The following is an 18,684-nucleotide window of genomic DNA, read 5'->3' as shown; positions in this document are numbered from 1 at the left end:
CTCCTTTTATACTTTAAACCACGACTGAAATAAAATGACCCGATTAAGGAGATCGGGTCACTCAGTTCACTTTTGCTTTTCGTATGCGCCAATGATCTTCGCCACAAGCGGGTGTCTCACCACATCCGATTGGTCCAATTCAATAAATGAAATGCCCTTAATCTCTTGAAGCATGTCCCTTGCAGTGGCAAGTCCCGACTCAACACCCTTTGGCAGATCAATCTGTGTAATATCTCCTGTAATGACCATTTTAGAGCCAAATCCAAGTCTCGTCAAAAACATTTTCATTTGAGCGGGTGTCGTATTTTGCGCTTCATCTAAAATGACAAATGCATCATCGAGCGTCCGCCCTCTCATATAAGCTAGAGGCGCAATTTCTATTACACCGCGTTCAATTAAGCGTTCGGTATGATCACTGCCAAGTACATCATGCAAGGCATCATATAGTGGTCTTAAATAAGGATCAACCTTTTCCTTTAAATCACCTGGCAGGAAACCAAGGCTCTCTCCTGCTTCAACGGCTGGTCTTGTGAGGATAATTCGCTTCACATGCCCATTTTTCAATGCATGTACTGCATGTACAACGGCTAAATAGGTTTTACCTGTACCAGCCGGCCCAATCCCAAAGACCAAATCGTCTTTTTTCATTGCCGCAGCGTATTCACGTTGGCCGATGGTCTTGACCCTGATCGTTTTCCCTTTGGCATTTTTCGTGATTTCATCTTCATACATATTTTCGAAATAATTCAGCTTGTTTTTCTGAGCCATTTTGATGGCATAGACGACATCTCGCTCCGAAATCTCAATTCCTTTTCGGATCAGATGTAAAAGTGATGTAATCAAATGATTTACTATATCTCTCGCTGCTTCCTCACCAGAGATATACACCTTTTCTCCACGTGTGATAATGGATACATTCAGCTCGTTTTCCATCAATTTTAAATAAGCATCTTGATTTCCAAATAGAGCAATGGCTTCATTTGGACTGTCTAATTTTTGTTGAATTTCAAGTAAATGTTCTGTCATTCTCTAGTCTCCCTGAACAATAGGTGTTGGTTGAACAATGTCTTCTATTACTTGGTAGAGTATAATTAACTTAACTTTACCATTCCCTGTTGTCTCGTGCAAAACTTTTTCACTTTTCACCTCTCCTGTTTGACCTAGCTTCTCTTCTAATTCTTTTTTACCCATTTTAATCCCTGCTTGCACGGCTTCTTTATTTGTGTATGTTCGATTTATTTTTTCACTTTCGCGTGTGATTTCCTTTTCATATGAGAATGGAAGTTGAAACGTTAAGAATCGAAGAGGATGAACTTCAGTTTCTGTTTGAGATTGTTGAAACTGATCCTTTTTCAAGTGAAACCCCCAAAATGGCACTGAACCGCCAAATAAGGAGAGCTTGTGCTTTGTCTTCATTTTACCCGTTAAGACGTCAAAAGATGTTTTGAGCGGGACAGAAACTTCAGAACGATACCAAGTCTCACCATAAATTTCCGCTTTGGCTCCTACAGTTTTTTGCTGATCTTCGTTGCCAATGAGACCAGATACGAGCATCTGCCCCTTTTTCACATGCTCATCCACCTGTGTGAGCGGTTCTCCCTTTTCTACGTACATTCTTGTGATTACGGCTTTCTTCTTAGCTACGATATGCTGAGGACTTGTATATTTTTCTTTTTCAGGTTCATTTTTTTCAACAACCTTCATTTGAAATGCGGTTCCATTTAATTCTACCCCTACCCACGTAATGTTCTGAATATGAGTTGTCAGGGATTTTTGAATTTTCTCTGGTGTTCCCATTAGAAATTGAAAACGCCCTTTTTTCACACCAATTTCATCTAAATGTTTTCTCATTTGATGTTCCGTCTCTGGATTTGCGCCGGTAATGTCGATTTTCCATACCATATTCGACAAAGCGAATATCGTCATGAGAAAGAAAATGATGCCAACTGTGAACCCCATGTTTTTCTTTGACCACATGAGAAGAAATGGAAAGCCTTTCTTCTGATGAAATGAACATTTTATCTCATGATGCCTTCGCAACTTTCGAAAGGCATGTACATCTGACAAGCGAATAAATAAGCGCACGCTGTCTTGACGGCGGCTCACTTGAAATAACGTGATCCCCTCTCTCGTGCACTCATTTATGAGCCGCTCTATCCCGCTTCCTTTCATCTCCACTTCTACTCTGCCAATAAAGTAGGCAAACCATTTATTCTTCACGCTTCTCCCCTCCGTCAGCTAAGAATCAATATAACGGACTTGATCGATTTTTCCTTCTAATAAAATTTCTTCTGGCAAAATTGTTTTAATGACAAAGTCTTTTCCTGAAATGATGCACTGTCCTTGTTTGAGCATCAGCCTTACCTCTTGATCACTGAAAAGCAAGAGCCCTTTATGGTTCTCTATGTAAATGTGGAGTCTGCCAACCATCGTCATCCGGGGAAGATCCATCATCACGTCCGGAGGGATTTCAAGTGTTCTTGTCAGCCATGCTTTAAGACGATTTTTCCTTTTTCCCATTCAATAAGAACCCCTTCCCACCCCATGTGTATGAGATCAAATAGAAAGATGGCGAGACTCATGAAAAAGCCTCTATCCCATTCTATTCCTCAGCGGTTCAGTTCATGCTAATGAATCCCGGAAAAGAGGTCGTTTGTGAATCCCAATCTAGCTTGAGCTGATGTAGAAACACTTTCTTCATCGCGCAAAAAAGCTCCCTTCATAAAGGGAGCTTCTTGTTTATCTCTTGTATGGCCGTTTCATCGTTCGATGCGGCTTTTTAGCGCGTGGGTCTCCAAAGACTTCACCAAGGATCATGCCTCGCACAATGGTATCTTGATTGAGCTTCTCAATCATGATCGGTTTCACTTCAGCCATTGGTTTTTTTGGTCTTGTGAGCTGATTTTCAAGCGATTGCAACTCTTTGCTTAATTCGCTTGTTCTTCCTTCGACTTTGGCTAGTGTTTCTGAATAGCGATCTTGTAAAGTCTCTGCCTTCTTTTTCATTCCGCCATGATCAGGCACGTCACCAAAATCATCAAGCTGGTCCGTCACGACTGGATCTGGACGGGTTTTGGATGCTGTTTGCTTTTGGGGCATTGGTTTGCGCTCGTTCTTTTGTTCATTCTCATCTTGCTTCCCAATTTTCCCAAAAATCGTTGAGATGATCCCGATAATAATCGCAATTAATATCGGATTTTCAAATAGAATGTCCATTAGGCTCCCTCCTTAAAGCGTGAGAGGATGCTTATTTGTTTTCATTTTCAGATGGACCCTTTGTCATTTTACCAAATGAGTCTCTCATATCCGTATCAGCATCGATATTTTTAATGTTCATGTAATCCATGACACCAATGTTGCCTTCACGTAGAGCTTCGGCCATTGCAAGTGGTACTTCAGCCTCCGCTTCTACTACTTTCGCGCGCATTTCTTCTACTCTCGCACGCATTTCTTGTTCTTGGGCAACAGCCATTGCGCGGCGTTCTTCTGCTTTTGCCTGTGCAATGTTTTTGTCTGCTTCCGCTTGGTCAGTTTGGAGAATCGCCCCGATGTTTTTACCGATATCAACATCTGCGATATCAATCGAGAGAATTTCAAACGCAGTACCTGAATCTAATCCTTTGCCTAGTACAGTTTGAGAAATCATATCAGGATTTTCAAGAACCTTTTTATGATTATCTGATGAACCGATTGTAGAGACAATTCCTTCACCTACACGGGCAATGATTGTTTCTTCCCCTGCACCACCGACAAGTCGGTCAATGTTTGCACGAACAGTAATACGTGCTTTTGCTTTCACTTCAATCCCGTCCATTGCAACACCCGAGATAAATGGTGTTTCAATGACTTTAGGGTTAACACTCATTTGAACCGCTTCAAGTACATCACGACCTGCAAGGTCAATGGCTGCACAGCGTGCAAAATTCAATTCAATATTTGCGCGTTGAGCCGCAATGAGAGCATTTACTACACGGTCAACGTTACCACCTGCAAGATAGTGGCTTTCTAATTGGTTAATTGTTACATCAAGACCTGCTTTATGTGCTTTAATGAGCGGGTTTACAACTCGGCTTGGAATAACGCGACGAAGCCTCATCCCAACAAGTGTAAAAATGCTCACTCTTACGCCTGCCGCTAGGGCAGAAATCCACAGCATCACCGGTACAAAGGTGAAGAAGATCGATAGAACGATCAAACTTGCTGCAATAATCACAAATAATAGTAAAGTAGACGGATCCATTTTTTTCCTCCTATAAAATCAGTATCTATACTTTCCTCACGACAATGCGTGAGCCTTCCGCTTTTACAATCTTCACTTGTTCATCTTTATCAATGAACGCACCTTCTGACACAACATCAATGCGCTCGTCTCCGAGTATAATCGTACCAGACGGACGAAGTGCTGTCGCTGTCACAGCGATTTGTCCAACAAGATCATCTCTTGTTTCATTTGAGACATATCCACTTTCTTTATTCGTTGAATCGGTTAAAACCAACTTCTTAAAAAATTTCATCCGTTTCCCCAACACCTTTGTCAGTATAATAAATGCTATGATTGACACAGCCGTGGCAATCGCGATTGAAATCGCCATTCCTGTAAAGCTTCCACCTGCTAAAAATAAGCTGACAACTACACAGATTAGCCCAATAACACCTATAATGCCACCAGGCAAAAACAACTCTAGGATGATCAGCACAATTCCTATTAAAAAGAGAATGAGTGTCTCATACCCTGCAAAACCGGCGACAAGATGGCCATAAAAGAAAAGGAGTAGCGCTGTCACACCCATCGTTCCTGGCACACCGAAGCCTGGAGAATACAGCTCAACGACAAGACCTAAGCTTGCAATCGATAAAAGGATTGGAATGACAACTGGATGCGTGAGAAAACGCGCAACCTTTTCAGCGAAGCTGACTTCATCATATTGAACAGATACATTCGCTAAGTTCAGCTTGTTCAATAACTCATCCATATTCTTCGCTTCACCTTCTGCATATCCAAACTCAAGCGCTCGGTCTGTATTGAAGGTTAACAATTCTCCTTTAGGTGCACCGGCTTCTTTAGCATCTATATCAGGATCTGCCATCGCAAGCGCATACTTTGGATCACGGCCCTGCTTTTCCGCAGCGTCACTCATTTCTGCCAGCCATAGTGATTCAGATTTTTGATCAGCCGCATTCCCTTCACCATCAATGATCGCAGCTGCCCCCATCTTACCATTCGGGGTCATATAGATTTGATCAGCGTTTAATGCAAGGAAAGCTCCAGCTGATAGTGCCCTATTATGAATATATGCTGTTACTGGGATATCGGAAGCTCGGATCGTATCTGCGATCTCAAGTGCCGCATCAACTGCACCACCTGGTGTGTTAATGTCGAGAATGATATGTCTCGCCCGCTCCGTTTTTGCTTGTTCAAATGATCGTTCTATAAACTTAGAAAGTCCTTTTTCAACCGTATCTTCGATTGGGATCACGTGAACTTTCGGTTCTGCTGATTTCGCGGTCAATTGAACCCCTAATATTAAGCATATTATAAAACAGCTAACAAGAGCAATAGAAAGTTTCATTTTTTTCATCTATCTGGTCGTCCCTCCTCTCTATTCTTATTTTACATTTCCCTTATATACGTTACAAATGTATCAGAGGTTTCATTTTTATATGACACATTTGCAAGATCATAAAAAAAGTACCCTTCTAACGAAGAAGGATACTTTTTTATTGAGACAATTGTTCGCTGACCAGTCTGTTTATAGCAGAACCATCAGCTTTACCTTTTACTTTTGGCATGATAGCGCTCATCACTTTCCCCATATCTGCTTTCGATGAAGCACCTGTTTCAGCAATCGTTTCTTTCACGATGCTTTGCAGTTCTTCCTCTGAGAGCTGTTCAGGTAAGTAAACGGCTAAATTGTCAATCTCTTTTTGAACTTTATCTACTAAATCTAAGCGATTAGCTTTCGAAAATTCATGGAGGGAGTCTTTACGTTGCTTCATTTCGCGGGAAAGGACGGTTAGTTCCTCATCTCCGGTCAAATTGTCTTTCTTAAGCTTTATTGCTTCATTTTGGAGTGAAGCTTTTACCATACGAATGACAACAAGCTTGTCTTTCTCACGGTTTTTCATCATCAGCTTCATATCAGAATTTAATTGCTCAAGAAGACTCATAAATCCACCCTCTTTTAAAATTTACGTTTTCTAGCAGCTTCGGACTTTTTCTTGCGCTTTACGCTAGGCTTTTCATAAAATTCACGCTTTCTTGCTTCTTGCAATGTTCCAGTTTTGGATACACTGCGTTTAAAGCGACGAAGAGCATCTTCAAGCGATTCGTTTTTTCTAACGACCGTTTTTGACATTCTCTTTCCCTCCCTCCGAATACACCAATCGACTGCATTAAAAAAAGATATACATGTAAACATGTACCTAAACATTATAATATAAGCCAAGTGCGAGGTCAACTAAGTGATTCGGAATTATATTTTCGTCATGAACAGGTAAACAAGTCCATATATTCATTGGTAAGAGGAGGACTTTTAGATGATGGCATTGATCACTTTTTGTGCACTTATTTTTGTTTTTTTATGGTCCATGGGGTTATTAAGAAAAGGGTTATTGGCCTTGGCATCCTCCCGTATTGAGAGGTCACTTCTCCTCTTTACGGATCACCCTTTAAAGTCGTTTCTTGTAAGCATCGTGTTTACCGGTGTTCTTCAAAGTAGTTCAGCATTTATGGTCATCGTGATTGGCTTTGTGAGTACAGGCATCCTTACTTTTAAAAAGTCGATTCCCATGATCCTCGGAACCAATATCGGTTCGACTTTTACGACAGAATTCATTGCCATTAAAATGGATGTGTTCATGTGGATTCTAATTGGCACGGGTCTTTTATGTATCTTTTTTGGACAACGTTCTTTCAGGCAGGCAGGAAAAAGTATCTTTGGACTTGGGATGATTTTCTTTTGTATACAAGGTTTTTCGAAAATTGCTGGTTTGATGACAAATCAATCAGAAACGATGCACTTTTTAGAGATGTTGCAGCATTCTGAATGGACATCTCTTCTCTCAGGCACTATATTAACTGCCATCGTTCATTCAAGTTCTGTCTGTATCGGCATTTTGATGGGATTTATGAATGAAGGGACCGTTGCATTGCAGGAAGGAATCAGCTTTGTGTTAGGTTCAAATGTTGGTACATGCATCACAGCTGTTATGGCTGCGATATCTGGAGGATTTGCAGCACGTCAAACAGCTTATGCCCATGTCTTGTTTAATGTTTTCGGGGTCGTATTATGTCTCCCTTTTCTCACCTTCATAACTCAAGTTGTCGAGCTCTTGGCTAGCAATCCTGCACAGCAAATTGCACATTTCAGCTTGTTGTTTAATGTCGTCAGTTCGTTATTGTTCTTCCCATTTATCCGGCCTTTTCATGCATTCATTTTGTTTCTTGTTCCGACTCATACGAAATAAGAAAACCGACTTGCCTTAGAGGCAGCCGGTTTTTTCATTTATGAAGTCATTCTCACTTTTTCTGGTTGAACATCATCGCTTATACGGACATATTGCCCTTCGTTATAAGGATAACCGGCTTTTGTGATCTTCACTTTCACTAATCGCCCAATCATATCTTCCGTGCCTTCAAAGACAACCTTCATATAGTTATCTGTATAACCCACGTAAAGATTGTGTTCCCCGTCTTTTTCTTTGAATGATTCTTCTGGGATGATTTCTAGCACATCCCCTTCATATGCTGACGCATATTCTTTCGCCAATTGATCAGAAAGAGCGATCAAGCGGTGAACACGTTCGTTTTTCGTCGTTTCTTCTACTTGGTCTTCCATTCTTGCAGCTGGTGTACCTGTGCGTTTGCTGTATGGGAAGACATGGAGTTCAGAGAATTGATGGTCTTTAACAAAATTGTATGTCTCCATAAATTCTTCTTCTGTTTCTCCAGGAAACCCAACGATGACATCAGAAGTCACTGCAAGCCCTGGTAATGCTTTTTTCAGCTTCGTTAAACGCTCTGCAAAAAATTCCATCGTGTATTTACGACGCATTCTTTTGAGCACCGTATTAGAACCAGATTGAAGCGGGATGTGAAGGTGTCGAACGATTTTATCGGACTGATCTAACACTTCAATCACTTCGTCTGTAATTTGGCTAGCTTCAATGGATGAGATGCGGATACGTTTTAAACCGATGACTCGTTCATCTAATTCTTTTAGAAGCTTCGCAAAGTTATAGTCCTTCAGGTCTTCACCATATCCACCAGTATGAATCCCTGTTAAAACAATTTCTTTATAACCTGCATCAACTAGCTGCTGTGCTTGGTTAATGACTTCTTCAGGGTCACGTGAGCGAAGAAGCCCGCGAGCCCAAGGGATGATACAAAACGTACAGAAGTTGTTACAACCTTCTTGGATTTTTAACGAAGCACGTGTACGGTCTGTAAAGGCAGGAACATCAAGCTCTTCAAATACTCGTGCTTTCATAATGTTGCCAACACCATTTATCGGTTGTCTTTCTCTACGATATTCTTCAATATAGCCAAGTAATTTATGTCGATCCTGTGTACCAACCACAATATCAACGCCAGGAATCGCCATGATTTCTGCCGGAGATGTTTGCGCGTAACAACCTGTTACACAAATCACTCCGTCTGGGTTATGACGAATGGCTCTTCTAATGACTTGACGACTTTTCTTATCGCCTGTGTTGGTCACTGTACATGTATTGATGACATAGACGTCTGCTTTTGATTCATAATCTTTTCTTTCATAACCATCTTCTTTAAATAGCTGCCAGATGGCTTCAGTTTCATAGTGATTGACCTTACAGCCAAGTGTATGGAATGCTACTGTTCCCATAATGATTCACCTCTTAATAACTCTGTTTGATAGGAAATAGCAGAGAGTGCGAAAAGTGGCGCTGTTTCCGTTCTTAAAATACGTGGCCCGAGTCCGCAAATGACTGCACCAACCGCTTCAAGCTCTTCAATTTCCTTTTCCGCCAAACCGCCTTCTGGGCCAAATACCAATAATAAGGTTTGTCCGCCTTTCATCTCTTGGAGGACAGATTGAAAACGGCTTTGCTCTCCTTCTTTCGATGATTCTTCGTATGCAACGACACATTTATCGAATTCACGAGCCAATTGAATCAGCTCTTTAAACGTTGATACTGGATGAACATGAGGAATGATATTCCGGTAGGACTGTTCCGCTGCTTCTTTCGCAATTTTCTCCCAGCGCTCACGCTTTTTTTGTGACTTTTTTTGGTCCAATTTTGTGATGGAACGCGCCGCTTGAAATGGAACAAAGGCGGTTGCACCTAGCTCAGTTCCTTTTTGAATAATGAGCTCAAGCTTATCACCTTTAGGCAAACCACTCGCAACCGTCACTTGCACCGGAAGTTCTCGGTTGTTGTTTGTCCAGCTTTCAACATGACAAGTGACTTCTTCCTTTGTCATTGTATCAATTTTACTAAGTGCTTCAAAGCCATCAGTCGTTAAGCAAAGAATTTCTTGGCCTGTTTTCATTCGCATCACATTTGTCAGATGATGTACATCTTCACCTTTTATGACAATGGTTCCTTTTGTGATGACTTCTTCTTTCGTAAGGTCGATAAAATATCGTTGCATACGTGTCCTGACACCTACTTGCTTTATTTTTTTGCTATGATGCTGACCCAGTCTTCCATTGACAATACTTCGACAATTTCAAAGCCAGCTTCTTCTAACGCCGTTTTAACTTGCAATTTCTTTTGACCGATGATACCAGACGTAATAAAGTAGCCATCTTTCTTGATTAGATCATACGCTTGATTTGTAAAACGCAGAATGACCTCTGCAAGAATGTTTGCCACAATGACATCACGTTCACCTGATATTCCATCAAGTAAATTATTTTGTTTGACCGTGACTTGATCACTCACACCATTTAATTCGATGTTTTGCTTTGCACTTTCTACTGCAACGGTGTCGAGATCAAAGGCCTGAATGTCTTTTGCGCCAAGCATAGCGGCTGCAACGCTTAAAATACCAGATCCTGTTCCTACATCAATCACTGTATCATGTTCCTTCACGTAACGCTCAAGTGCCTGAATACACAATACGGTCGTTGGATGCGTTCCTGTTCCGAATGCCATACCAGGATCCATTTCAATGATCAATTCATCAGAATGAACAGGTGTATACTCTTCCCATGTCGGTACAATCGTGAACTTTTCAGAAATCTTCACAGGATGATAGTATTTCTTCCACGCTGTTGCCCATTCTTCTTCATTCACTTCACAAATAGACAACGTATTATGTCCAAGATCAATGTTGTATAGAAGAAGATTGTTGATGGCTTCTTTGATCTCATCTACCGTTTCCATCAAAAAGCTATTGACCGGAAGATAGGCTTTGATCACAACGCCTTCATCCGGGTAATCATTCGGATCGAGCTGGTAGATTTCACCGTATACATTTTCACGTTCCTTGATTAAATCAAGCGGGTCCTCAATCACGACACCACTTGCACCTGCTTCATGCAAAATATTGGTGATGGGCTCCACCGCTTCATTTGTTGTGTGAACGCTTATTTCTGACCACTTCAATACTACCAACTCCTTATCCGACTTACTCGCCTTTAAATGCGCGTTTCACCTTATCGAAAAAGCTCTCTTCTTGTTCGTCCGGTTTGTTTCCGCTCACTTCAGCAAATTTTCTGATGATCTCTTTTTGATTTTCCGTTAAATTCGTCGGTGTTACGACGCGTACAACGATATGTTGATCGCCTTGACCGTAGCCGCGTACATTCTTAACACCTTTTCCTTTTAATCTAAATTTCGTTCCTGTTTGCGTACCTGCTGGAACTTTCACTTTCACTTTCCCGTGTAATGTTGGGACTTCAATCTCATCACCAAGTGCAGCCTGTGCAAAGGTCAGTGGCATTTCACAGTAGATGTCATCGCCATCACGTTCGAAGAATTCGTGTTCACGCACGTGGAAGACAACAAATAGATCCCCTGGAGGTCCGCCGTTTACGCCTGGCTCGCCTTGACCAGATACTCTAAGCTGCTGACCATCATCGACACCTGCCGGAATTGTAACGTTGATCTTCTTGCGTTTACGCACTTTACCAGATCCACCGCAAGTTGAACATTTGTGTTCAATTTGTTTTCCAGTTCCGCTACAGTAGTTACACACTCTGCGGTTAACTACCTTACCAAATGGTGTGGATTGTTCCACGTTTAATTGACCAGATCCGCCGCAATGTGAACATGTCTTTGCCTGCGTACCAGGTTTTGCCCCTGATCCTTTACATGTATCACATGATTCTTCCCGAGGGATTTCGATCGTCGCTTCTTTACCAAATGCCGCTTCTTCAAATGAAAGGGTCATGGTGTACTGAAGGTCCGCTCCTTGACGTGGTGCATTCGGATCTCTTCTTCTCGCTCCGCCACCAAAAATACTAGAGAAGATATCATCAAAGCCGCCGAAGCCACCAAAATCTCCTCCGCCACCAAAGCCGCCACCACCAAATCCTTGATTTGGATCAGTATGACCAAACTGATCATAATGGGAACGCTTTTGTTCGTCAGAAAGGGTTTCATAAGCTTCTTTTACTTCTTTGAATTTCTCATCCGACCCAGCTTCTTTATTTATATCAGGGTGATACTTTTTTGAAAGCTTGCGGTATGCCTTTTTGATTTCTTCCTTTGAGGCGCTCTTACCCACGCCAAGCACTTCATAGTAATCACGCTTACTCATCTCTTCACACTCCCGATTTTCTCACATAAATACGATTGTATCATTTTGATTAAGCCTTTTTCAATTCCTTTTCATCGTTGGAAAGAAAAAAAGTCAAAGCCAAGAGATCCTGACTTTGACTTTCTGACGAGTACGTTTCAGCAGTCTTTTTTCAAAAGTAAAGGTGATTATTTTTTCTCTTGATCGTCGTTTACTTCTTCGTATTCTGCATCCACTACATTGTCATCTGCTTTTTGTGCACCTTCAGCGCCTTCTTGCTGAGCTTGTGCTTGTTTTGCAGCTTCTTCATATAGCTTTGTCGTTAATTCTTGAACGATTGTTTGTAGCTCATCTTTCTTCGCTTTGATGTCTTCAAACTCGCCTTTTTCGATCGCAGCTTTTAATGCATCTTTTGCATCATTTGCTTTTTTGACTTGTTCTTCATCAATCTTGCCTTCTAGATCTTTTAATGTTTTTTCTGTTGTAAACACTAATTGATCTGCTTCATTGCGTACTTCGATTTCTTCTTTTTTCTTTGCATCAGCTTCAGCATTTTCTTCTGCTTCTTTGACCATTTTTTCGATCTCATCATCAGAAAGGCCTGAAGAAGATTTGATGGTAATGTTTTGTTCTTTTCCAGTACCCATATCTTTCGCACGCACGTTTACAATACCGTTTTTGTCGATATCAAACGAAACTTCGATTTGTGGTACACCGCGTGGTGCTGGTGGGATATCTGTTAATTGGAAACGACCTAATGTTTTGTTATCTGCTGCCATTGGACGTTCACCTTGAAGCACGTGGATGTCTACAGCTGTTTGGTTATCAGCAGCTGTTGAGAAAACTTGAGACTTACTTGTTGGAATCGTTGTATTACGTTCAATCAGCTTTGTAAATACGCCGCCCATTGTTTCAATTCCTAAAGAAAGTGGTGTTACGTCAAGAAGAACAACGTCTTTGACATCTCCTGTGATGACGCCACCTTGGATAGCAGCTCCTAATGCAACAACTTCATCTGGGTTCACGCCTTTATGAGGCTCTTTTCCAGTTTCTTTTTTAATCGCTTCTTGTACAGCAGGAATACGGGTTGATCCACCAACAAGGATGACTTTATCAATCTCGCTAGCAGATAAACCAGCATCTTGTAGTGATTGACGAACAGGGATCATTGTGCGCTCTACTAGATCAGAAGAAAGCTCTTCAAACTTAGCACGAGTTAGCGTTAACTCAAGGTGAAGCGGACCTGCTTCTCCAGCTGTGATAAATGGTAGTGAGATCTGTGTAGATGACACACCAGAAAGATCTTTTTTCGCTTTTTCAGCTGCATCTTTTAAGCGCTGAACAGCCATTTTATCTTTAGAAAGATCAATGCCGTTCTCTCTTTTGAACTCAGCCACAAGATGGTCAATGATGACTTGGTCAAAGTCGTCTCCGCCTAGACGGTTGTCTCCAGCAGTTGAACGAACTTCAAATACGCCATCTCCAAGCTCAAGGATCGAAACGTCAAATGTACCACCACCAAGGTCATACACAAGAATGGTTTGATCTTCTTCTGTTTTGTCTAATCCATATGCAAGCGCAGCTGCAGTTGGTTCGTTAATGATACGCTCTACTTCAAGACCTGCAATTTTACCAGCGTCTTTTGTTGCTTGGCGCTCTGCATCGTTAAAGTATGCAGGAACTGTGATAACAGCTTTTGTTACTTCTTCGCCAAGATAGCCTTCTGCGTAAGATTTAAGGTGTTGAAGGATAATTGCTGAAATTTCTTGTGGTGTGTAGTTCTTACCTTCAACTTCTACTTTATAATCAGTACCCATATGTCTCTTAACAGACATGATTGTGTTCGGGTTAGTGATTGATTGACGTTTTGCCACTTCACCTACTTGGCGTTCGCCATTTTTAAAAGCGACAACAGATGGTGTTGTACGTGCTCCTTCAGCGTTCGCAATGACTTTAGGCTCTCCGCCTTCAAGTACTGCAACACATGAGTTTGTTGTTCCTAAGTCAATTCCAATGATTTTACTCATATTCAAATGACCTCCCATTATGTAGTTATTGATTTACTTTTACCATTGATGGACGAATAACTCGATCTTTGAGTTTGTAGCCCTTTTGTAATTCTTCTACTACAATATTTGAATCATAGTTTTCATCTTCAACTTGCATGACCGCTTGGTGAAGGGTTGGATCGAACTCTTTGCCGACAGCTTCAATTTGTTCAACGCCTTCATCTTTCAAGGCTTCTATGAGCTGGCGGTAAACCATTTGCACTCCTTCTAACAAGCTTTTCGCCTGATCATTGTCTGGATCAATCCCAAGTGCTCTTTCAAAGTTATCAAGAGCTGGAAGAAGATTGCTGACAACATGTTGAGAACGATATTTTTGTACCGTTTCTACTTCAGTGCGAGCACGTCGTTTATAGTTTTCAAAATCTGCTTGAACACGCAAAATTTTGTTTTCTTTTTCATCTAGAAGTTGCTGCAATTCATCTACTTTCTCTTGGAAGGCAGTCTGTTCATCATGCTTCACTTCTTCAGTTTCTGCTTGAACTACTTCTTCTTGTGCTTCAACCTCTATTTCTTGCTCAGGTGTTTGTTTTTCTTCTGACATTGTGTTCACCTCCCTCAAAAGATTAAGAAATACAAAGGGGCTATGCCCCCTCAATGTTTATCACCTTACTCATCATACAAATTGGAAAGTGCGTTTGACAAGTCTTTTGATACATGATGTAAAAGACTGACGACTCGCTCATAATCCATGCGGGTTGGACCGATGATCGCAATGGAGCCAAGAGATTTTTGATCAATTGAATAGGTCGCTGTAATTAAGCTGCAATTCTCCATCGCTTCCAAATTGTTTTCTGAACCGATTTTAATGGTGATTCCTTGCTGATTTGGATGAAACAGCTGCATGACATCATTCTTTTGCTCGATCAGCATCATCAGTGAACGAATGCGATCAATGTCATGAAACTCCGGCTGGTTCAACATATTCATTTTCCCGCCAAAGAAAAGTTTTGATTCATTTTGAGTCGATGTGAATGTGTTGCTAAGTGCATTTACGATATGATCATAATCGTTTAAATGCGTACGAAGCAGCATGACGACTTCTTTATACATCCTGTCTTTTAGCTGATCCATCGGAACCCCAACAAGACGGCTGTTTAAAATATTCATCAATTTCTCAATATCAGAGACATCAAGATGCTCAGAGAAAGTGATCGTTTTGTTTTCAACATGTCCGCTGTCCGTAATCATAATCGCTACTGCCTTGTTTGGTTGAACTGGGACAAGTTGAATTTGTTTTAATCGATTTTCACTTAACTTTGGTCCAAGTACAATCGACGTATAGTTTGTGAGATCTGATAAAATTTCCGCCGATTTTTGAACTGTTTTTTCCAGCTCAAAAATTTTCTCCTGAAAAGCTGACTGAATCAGTACAAGCTCTTTTGACGACAATTTTCGCGGAGAAAGCAAATGATCTACATAATAACGATATCCTTTTTCTGAAGGAATTCTTCCTGATGAAGAATGGGTTTTTTCGATAAAACCGAGTTCCTCCAAATCAGCCATTTCGTTTCTAATCGTCGCAGAGCTGAATGTAATGTCTTCTTTTTTAGACAGAGTCCTTGATCCAACTGGCTGCGCCGAACGAATAAAGTCATTAATGATGACTTGCAGAATCAAAAGCTGACGATTTGTTAACATCATCATCACCCCTGTTAGCACTCTCTTTCAACGAGTGCTAATTGTATAAACAAAATTACCAAACTCAAATTAAAATGTCAATTATAACTCACCAAGAAACGCTTGAAATACTTCATTTCCCAGCAATTTCCCTTTTCTTGTTAATCGAATCGCTTGATCATCTTCTGTAATAAGACCTTTTCCTACTAAGTCTTCTAAAACAGTCGAAAACAGTGTTTCAGGTGTGGTTCCAAATTTTGTGTGGAAATGAGCTTTGTTCACACCTGCGATTTTCCGAAGACCTAAAAACATTTCTTCTTCTATTCGTTCAGTCTTTGTGACCTGATGTGTTTCCTTATAAGGGAACCCTGTTTGTTCAATCAGCTCCAAATAATGTTTCACTGGTCCTGCGTTGACGTTTCGGATGCCATCTACATAGCCATGCGCCCCTGCACCAAAACCAAAGTAATCTTCATTACTCCAGTATGTGAGGTTGTGCACGCTTTCGAATCCAGGCTTGGCGTAATTACTTATTTCATATTGCTTTAACCCGTGACGTTCCATTTCATCCATGATGAGCTCGTACATCTCAGCCTCACGTTCTTGAGGCGGTAAATGGAGTTTGCCTTTTTGCATCAAATTATAAAAGACGGTTTTCGGCTCAACAATGAGCGAATAGACAGAATAATGCTCTGCATCTAATGAAAAAGCCGTCTCAAGCGAACGCATCACATGATGTTTTTCTTGATGTGGCAAACCGAACATGAGGTCAAGGCTGATGTTATCAAAACCTACCGCTCTTGCTCGTTCAAAAGATGTGAGTACATCTTTCTTTTGATGAACACGGCCAATTTTTTTGAGCAAATCATCTTCAAATGTTTGAACACCGAAGCTCAGACGATTTACGCCAGCCGATTTCAGCACATGCAGTTTCTCAAGTGACAGTTCGTCCGGGTTGGCTTCGACTGCAAATTCAACAAGGTTACTCGTTGGCTTTAATACACGATGAATGCTGTTCATGAGCTGATCTAGCTGACTGACAGTTAATGATGTCGGAGTTCCTCCACCAATAAAAATGGTCTTTAATTCTTGTTCGCCTTTTTGCACAATCGTGTTCTGCATCTCTTTTTCAAGAGCGACTAAGTATTCATCAACTGGCTGGGTTTTGATGAAAAATTTATTAAAATCACAATAGTGACATATATGCTCACAAAACGGTATGTGAATGTATGCTGCTTTCATTTGATGACACCTTCTTTACAGATAAAGAGCCGCAGTTTATCGCTGCGGCACTTTCGTTTGTTTTGACTATAAACGTCAAGGCAGGCATTGTAAAGCAGGTTGCCTGTGGGTTATTTTTTCGGTGTAGTATCGTCCATTTTCAGAACGGCCATGAAGGCTTCTTGTGGAACCTCAACAGATCCCACTTGCTTCATGCGCTTTTTCCCTTCTTTTTGCTTCTCAAGAAGCTTTCTTTTCCGGGAAATATCCCCACCATAACATTTTGCAAGTACGTTTTTACGCATGGCTTTAATGGTAGAACGAGCCACAATTTTTTGACCAATCGCCGCTTGTATAGGCACTTCAAAGTGCTGACGCGGTATAAGTTCTTTTAGCTTATCTACGATGATCTTGCCTCGTTCATATGCATAATCACGGTGTACAATAAAGGATAGGGCATCGATCTTCTCACCATTCAGCATGATATCCATTTTGACAAGAGTGGACGGGCGATAGCCAATCAGCTCGTAATCAAAGGAAGCATACCCTTTTGTATTCGATTTTAGTTGATCAAAGAATTCGTATACAATCTCAGCCAATGGGATTTCGTATACGATACTTACCCTGTTGGCATCAAGGTATTGCATGTCAATGAAATGACCACGTTTTCCTTGGCAAAGCTCCATGACAGAACCTACATAGTCGTTTGGCACCATCATGGTTGCTTTGACATAAGGTTCTTCAATCTGCTCAATTTTTTGCGGATCAGGCAGATTGGACGGGTTATCGACTATGATTTTTTCGCCGTCTGTCATATACACATCATAGATAACACTTGGAGCAGTTGTAATGAGATCGATTTTAAATTCACGTTCGATTCGTTCTTGAATGATTTCCATATGAAGCATTCCAAGGAAGCCACATCTGAAACCAAATCCGAGTGCTTGAGATGTCTCTGCCTCATATTGAAGCGACGAGTCATTTAATTCAAGCTTTTCTAATGCTTCACGTAAGTCGTTATACTTGGCTGTATCAATTGGATAAAGTCCACAATACACCATCGGATTAAGCTTTCTGTATCCTGGCAGTGCTTCTTGTGCTGGGTTCTTCGCATTTGTAATCGTGTCCCCAACACGCGTGTCTCCTACATTCTTGATCGCAGCTGTTAAGTAACCAACATCTCCAACCGTCAGTTCGTCTGTTGGTGTGGCTTTTGGTGTGAATACACCAACTTCTAACACTTCAAACTCTTTACCTGTTGCCATCATTTTGATTTTCTGACCAGGCTTTACGGTTCCTTCTACAATTCTTATATAAGCGATAACGCCTCGATACGCATCGTAGAGGGAATCGAAAATGAGTGCTTTTAGAGGTGCTTCTGGGTCTCCTGCTGGTGCTGGCACCTTTTCGACAATTTGCTCTAAAATATCCTCTATCCCAATTCCTGCCTTCGCAGAGGTCAGTACAGCTTCAGATGCATCCAAACCGATCACATCTTCAATTTCTCCTCTAACACGCTCAGGTTCTGCACTTGGTAAATCAATTTTATTGATAATCGGTAGAATTTCTAAATTGTTATCAAGAGCTAGATACACGTTTGCAAGTGTCTGCGCTTCAATTCCTTGTGCTGCATCTACAACAAGAATCGCACCTTCACAAGCTGCTAGGCTCCGGGATACTTCATAGGTGAAGTCGACATGCCCTGGTGTATCAATCAGGTGCATAATATATTCTTCTCCATCCCTTGCCTTATATTTCAGTTGGACAGAGTTTAATTTAATCGTGATACCGCGTTCACGCTCTAAGTCCATAGAATCAAGTAATTGTTCTTTCATTTCTCGTTGTGTAATTGACGAGGTTTTTTCCAAAATACGGTCCGCTAATGTGGATTTTCCATGGTCAATATGGGCGATAATAGAGAAATTACGAATTCTTGATTGCCGTTCTAATCGTTTTTCTTTATCTGTCACAATCTATCACTCCTACTATAAAACGCGGGTTGCGCTAGGTTAGATTATATCAATAGGACTGTAAAGATTCAATCGAAAA

18 protein-coding genes are annotated in these 18,684 nt (G+C 41.1%); 1 reads left to right on the top strand and 17 read right to left on the bottom strand.

What is annotated here, in order from left to right:
• Positions 1-66: 66 nt before the first annotated feature.
• The 8 genes from AB1K80_RS07280 to rpsU form a co-directional block, all read right to left on the bottom strand.
• Positions 67-1,026 carry a PhoH family protein gene (locus tag AB1K80_RS07280; protein ID WP_412855952.1) on the bottom strand — a complete coding sequence of 320 codons (960 nt, stop codon included), beginning with the start codon at positions 1,024-1,026 and terminating at the stop codon, positions 67-69.
• A 3-nt stretch (positions 1,027-1,029) separates the two neighbouring features.
• On the bottom strand, positions 1,030-2,220 hold the full coding sequence (yqfD, locus tag AB1K80_RS07275; RefSeq protein WP_412855951.1) for a sporulation protein YqfD: 1,191 nt from the start codon (positions 2,218-2,220) through the stop codon (positions 1,030-1,032).
• A gap of 18 nt (positions 2,221-2,238) precedes the next feature.
• Positions 2,239-2,520, bottom strand: a complete 282-nt coding sequence (gene yqfC / locus AB1K80_RS07270; RefSeq protein WP_412855950.1) for a sporulation protein YqfC — start codon at positions 2,518-2,520, stop codon at positions 2,239-2,241.
• A gap of 219 nt (positions 2,521-2,739) precedes the next feature.
• The gene (locus AB1K80_RS07265) at positions 2,740-3,216 is read right to left on the bottom strand and encodes a hypothetical protein (protein WP_412855949.1); all 477 of its coding nucleotides are present in this window, start codon (positions 3,214-3,216) and stop codon (positions 2,740-2,742) included.
• A 31-nt stretch (positions 3,217-3,247) separates the two neighbouring features.
• Positions 3,248-4,240 (bottom strand): flotillin-like protein FloA, encoded by a 993-nt coding sequence (gene floA / locus AB1K80_RS07260; protein ID WP_412855948.1) that lies wholly within the window; start codon positions 4,238-4,240, stop codon positions 3,248-3,250.
• Between the two features lie 25 nt (positions 4,241-4,265).
• Positions 4,266-5,579 carry an NfeD family protein gene (locus AB1K80_RS07255; protein ID WP_412855947.1) on the bottom strand — a complete coding sequence of 438 codons (1,314 nt, stop codon included), beginning with the start codon at positions 5,577-5,579 and terminating at the stop codon, positions 4,266-4,268.
• Between the two features lie 139 nt (positions 5,580-5,718).
• On the bottom strand, positions 5,719-6,168 hold the full coding sequence (locus AB1K80_RS07250; RefSeq protein ID WP_412855946.1) for a GatB/YqeY domain-containing protein: 450 nt from the start codon (positions 6,166-6,168) through the stop codon (positions 5,719-5,721).
• Positions 6,169-6,182: 14 nt separating this feature from the next.
• Positions 6,183-6,356 carry a 30S ribosomal protein S21 gene (gene rpsU / locus AB1K80_RS07245; protein WP_003152957.1) on the bottom strand — a complete coding sequence of 58 codons (174 nt, stop codon included), beginning with the start codon at positions 6,354-6,356 and terminating at the stop codon, positions 6,183-6,185.
• Positions 6,357-6,537: 181 nt separating this feature from the next.
• Between rpsU and AB1K80_RS07240 the strand changes: the two genes are divergently transcribed.
• Positions 6,538-7,467 carry a Na/Pi symporter gene (locus AB1K80_RS07240; RefSeq protein ID WP_412855945.1) on the top strand — a complete coding sequence of 310 codons (930 nt, stop codon included), beginning with the start codon at positions 6,538-6,540 and terminating at the stop codon, positions 7,465-7,467.
• Positions 7,468-7,505: 38 nt separating this feature from the next.
• Here the strand turns inward: AB1K80_RS07240 and mtaB are convergent, their stop codons facing one another.
• The 9 genes from mtaB to lepA all read right to left on the bottom strand — a co-directional run bounded on the left by mtaB (position 7,506) and on the right by lepA (position 18,605).
• Positions 7,506-8,864, bottom strand: coding sequence for a tRNA (N(6)-L-threonylcarbamoyladenosine(37)-C(2))-methylthiotransferase MtaB (mtaB, locus tag AB1K80_RS07235; RefSeq protein ID WP_412855944.1), 1,359 nt, complete (start codon positions 8,862-8,864; stop codon positions 7,506-7,508).
• Complete coding sequence (locus tag AB1K80_RS07230) at positions 8,852-9,634, bottom strand: 16S rRNA (uracil(1498)-N(3))-methyltransferase (RefSeq protein WP_412855943.1); 783 nt, start codon at positions 9,632-9,634, stop codon at positions 8,852-8,854. The genes mtaB and AB1K80_RS07230 overlap by 13 nt, the downstream gene beginning before the upstream one ends.
• A gap of 23 nt (positions 9,635-9,657) precedes the next feature.
• Positions 9,658-10,593: a 50S ribosomal protein L11 methyltransferase gene (gene prmA, locus AB1K80_RS07225; protein ID WP_412855942.1), complete on the bottom strand. Its 936-nt coding sequence runs from the start codon at positions 10,591-10,593 to the stop codon at positions 9,658-9,660.
• A gap of 22 nt (positions 10,594-10,615) precedes the next feature.
• Positions 10,616-11,749, bottom strand: a complete 1,134-nt coding sequence (gene dnaJ / locus AB1K80_RS07220) for a molecular chaperone DnaJ (protein WP_412855941.1) — start codon at positions 11,747-11,749, stop codon at positions 10,616-10,618.
• Positions 11,750-11,916: 167 nt separating this feature from the next.
• Positions 11,917-13,755, bottom strand: coding sequence for a molecular chaperone DnaK (gene dnaK, locus AB1K80_RS07215; RefSeq protein WP_412855940.1), 1,839 nt, complete (start codon positions 13,753-13,755; stop codon positions 11,917-11,919).
• Between the two features lie 25 nt (positions 13,756-13,780).
• Positions 13,781-14,338: a nucleotide exchange factor GrpE gene (gene grpE / locus AB1K80_RS07210; RefSeq protein ID WP_412855939.1), complete on the bottom strand. Its 558-nt coding sequence runs from the start codon at positions 14,336-14,338 to the stop codon at positions 13,781-13,783.
• A 65-nt stretch (positions 14,339-14,403) separates the two neighbouring features.
• Complete coding sequence (gene hrcA / locus AB1K80_RS07205; protein ID WP_412855938.1) at positions 14,404-15,435, bottom strand: heat-inducible transcriptional repressor HrcA; 1,032 nt, start codon at positions 15,433-15,435, stop codon at positions 14,404-14,406.
• An 81-nt stretch (positions 15,436-15,516) separates the two neighbouring features.
• Positions 15,517-16,656, bottom strand: a complete 1,140-nt coding sequence (hemW, locus tag AB1K80_RS07200) for a radical SAM family heme chaperone HemW (protein WP_412855937.1) — start codon at positions 16,654-16,656, stop codon at positions 15,517-15,519.
• A 110-nt stretch (positions 16,657-16,766) separates the two neighbouring features.
• Positions 16,767-18,605, bottom strand: a complete 1,839-nt coding sequence (gene lepA, locus AB1K80_RS07195; RefSeq protein ID WP_412855936.1) for a translation elongation factor 4 — start codon at positions 18,603-18,605, stop codon at positions 16,767-16,769.
• Positions 18,606-18,684: the final 79 nt, after the last annotated feature.

Origin of the sequence: Bacillus sp. 179-C3.3 HS (genome assembly GCF_047229225.1) — a bacterium.
Taxonomy (GTDB): Bacteria; Bacillota; Bacilli; order Bacillales; family Bacillaceae; genus Bacillus.
Note: the sequence above shows the minus strand (reverse complement) of the source record. Positions and strands in the feature narration are given on the sequence as shown.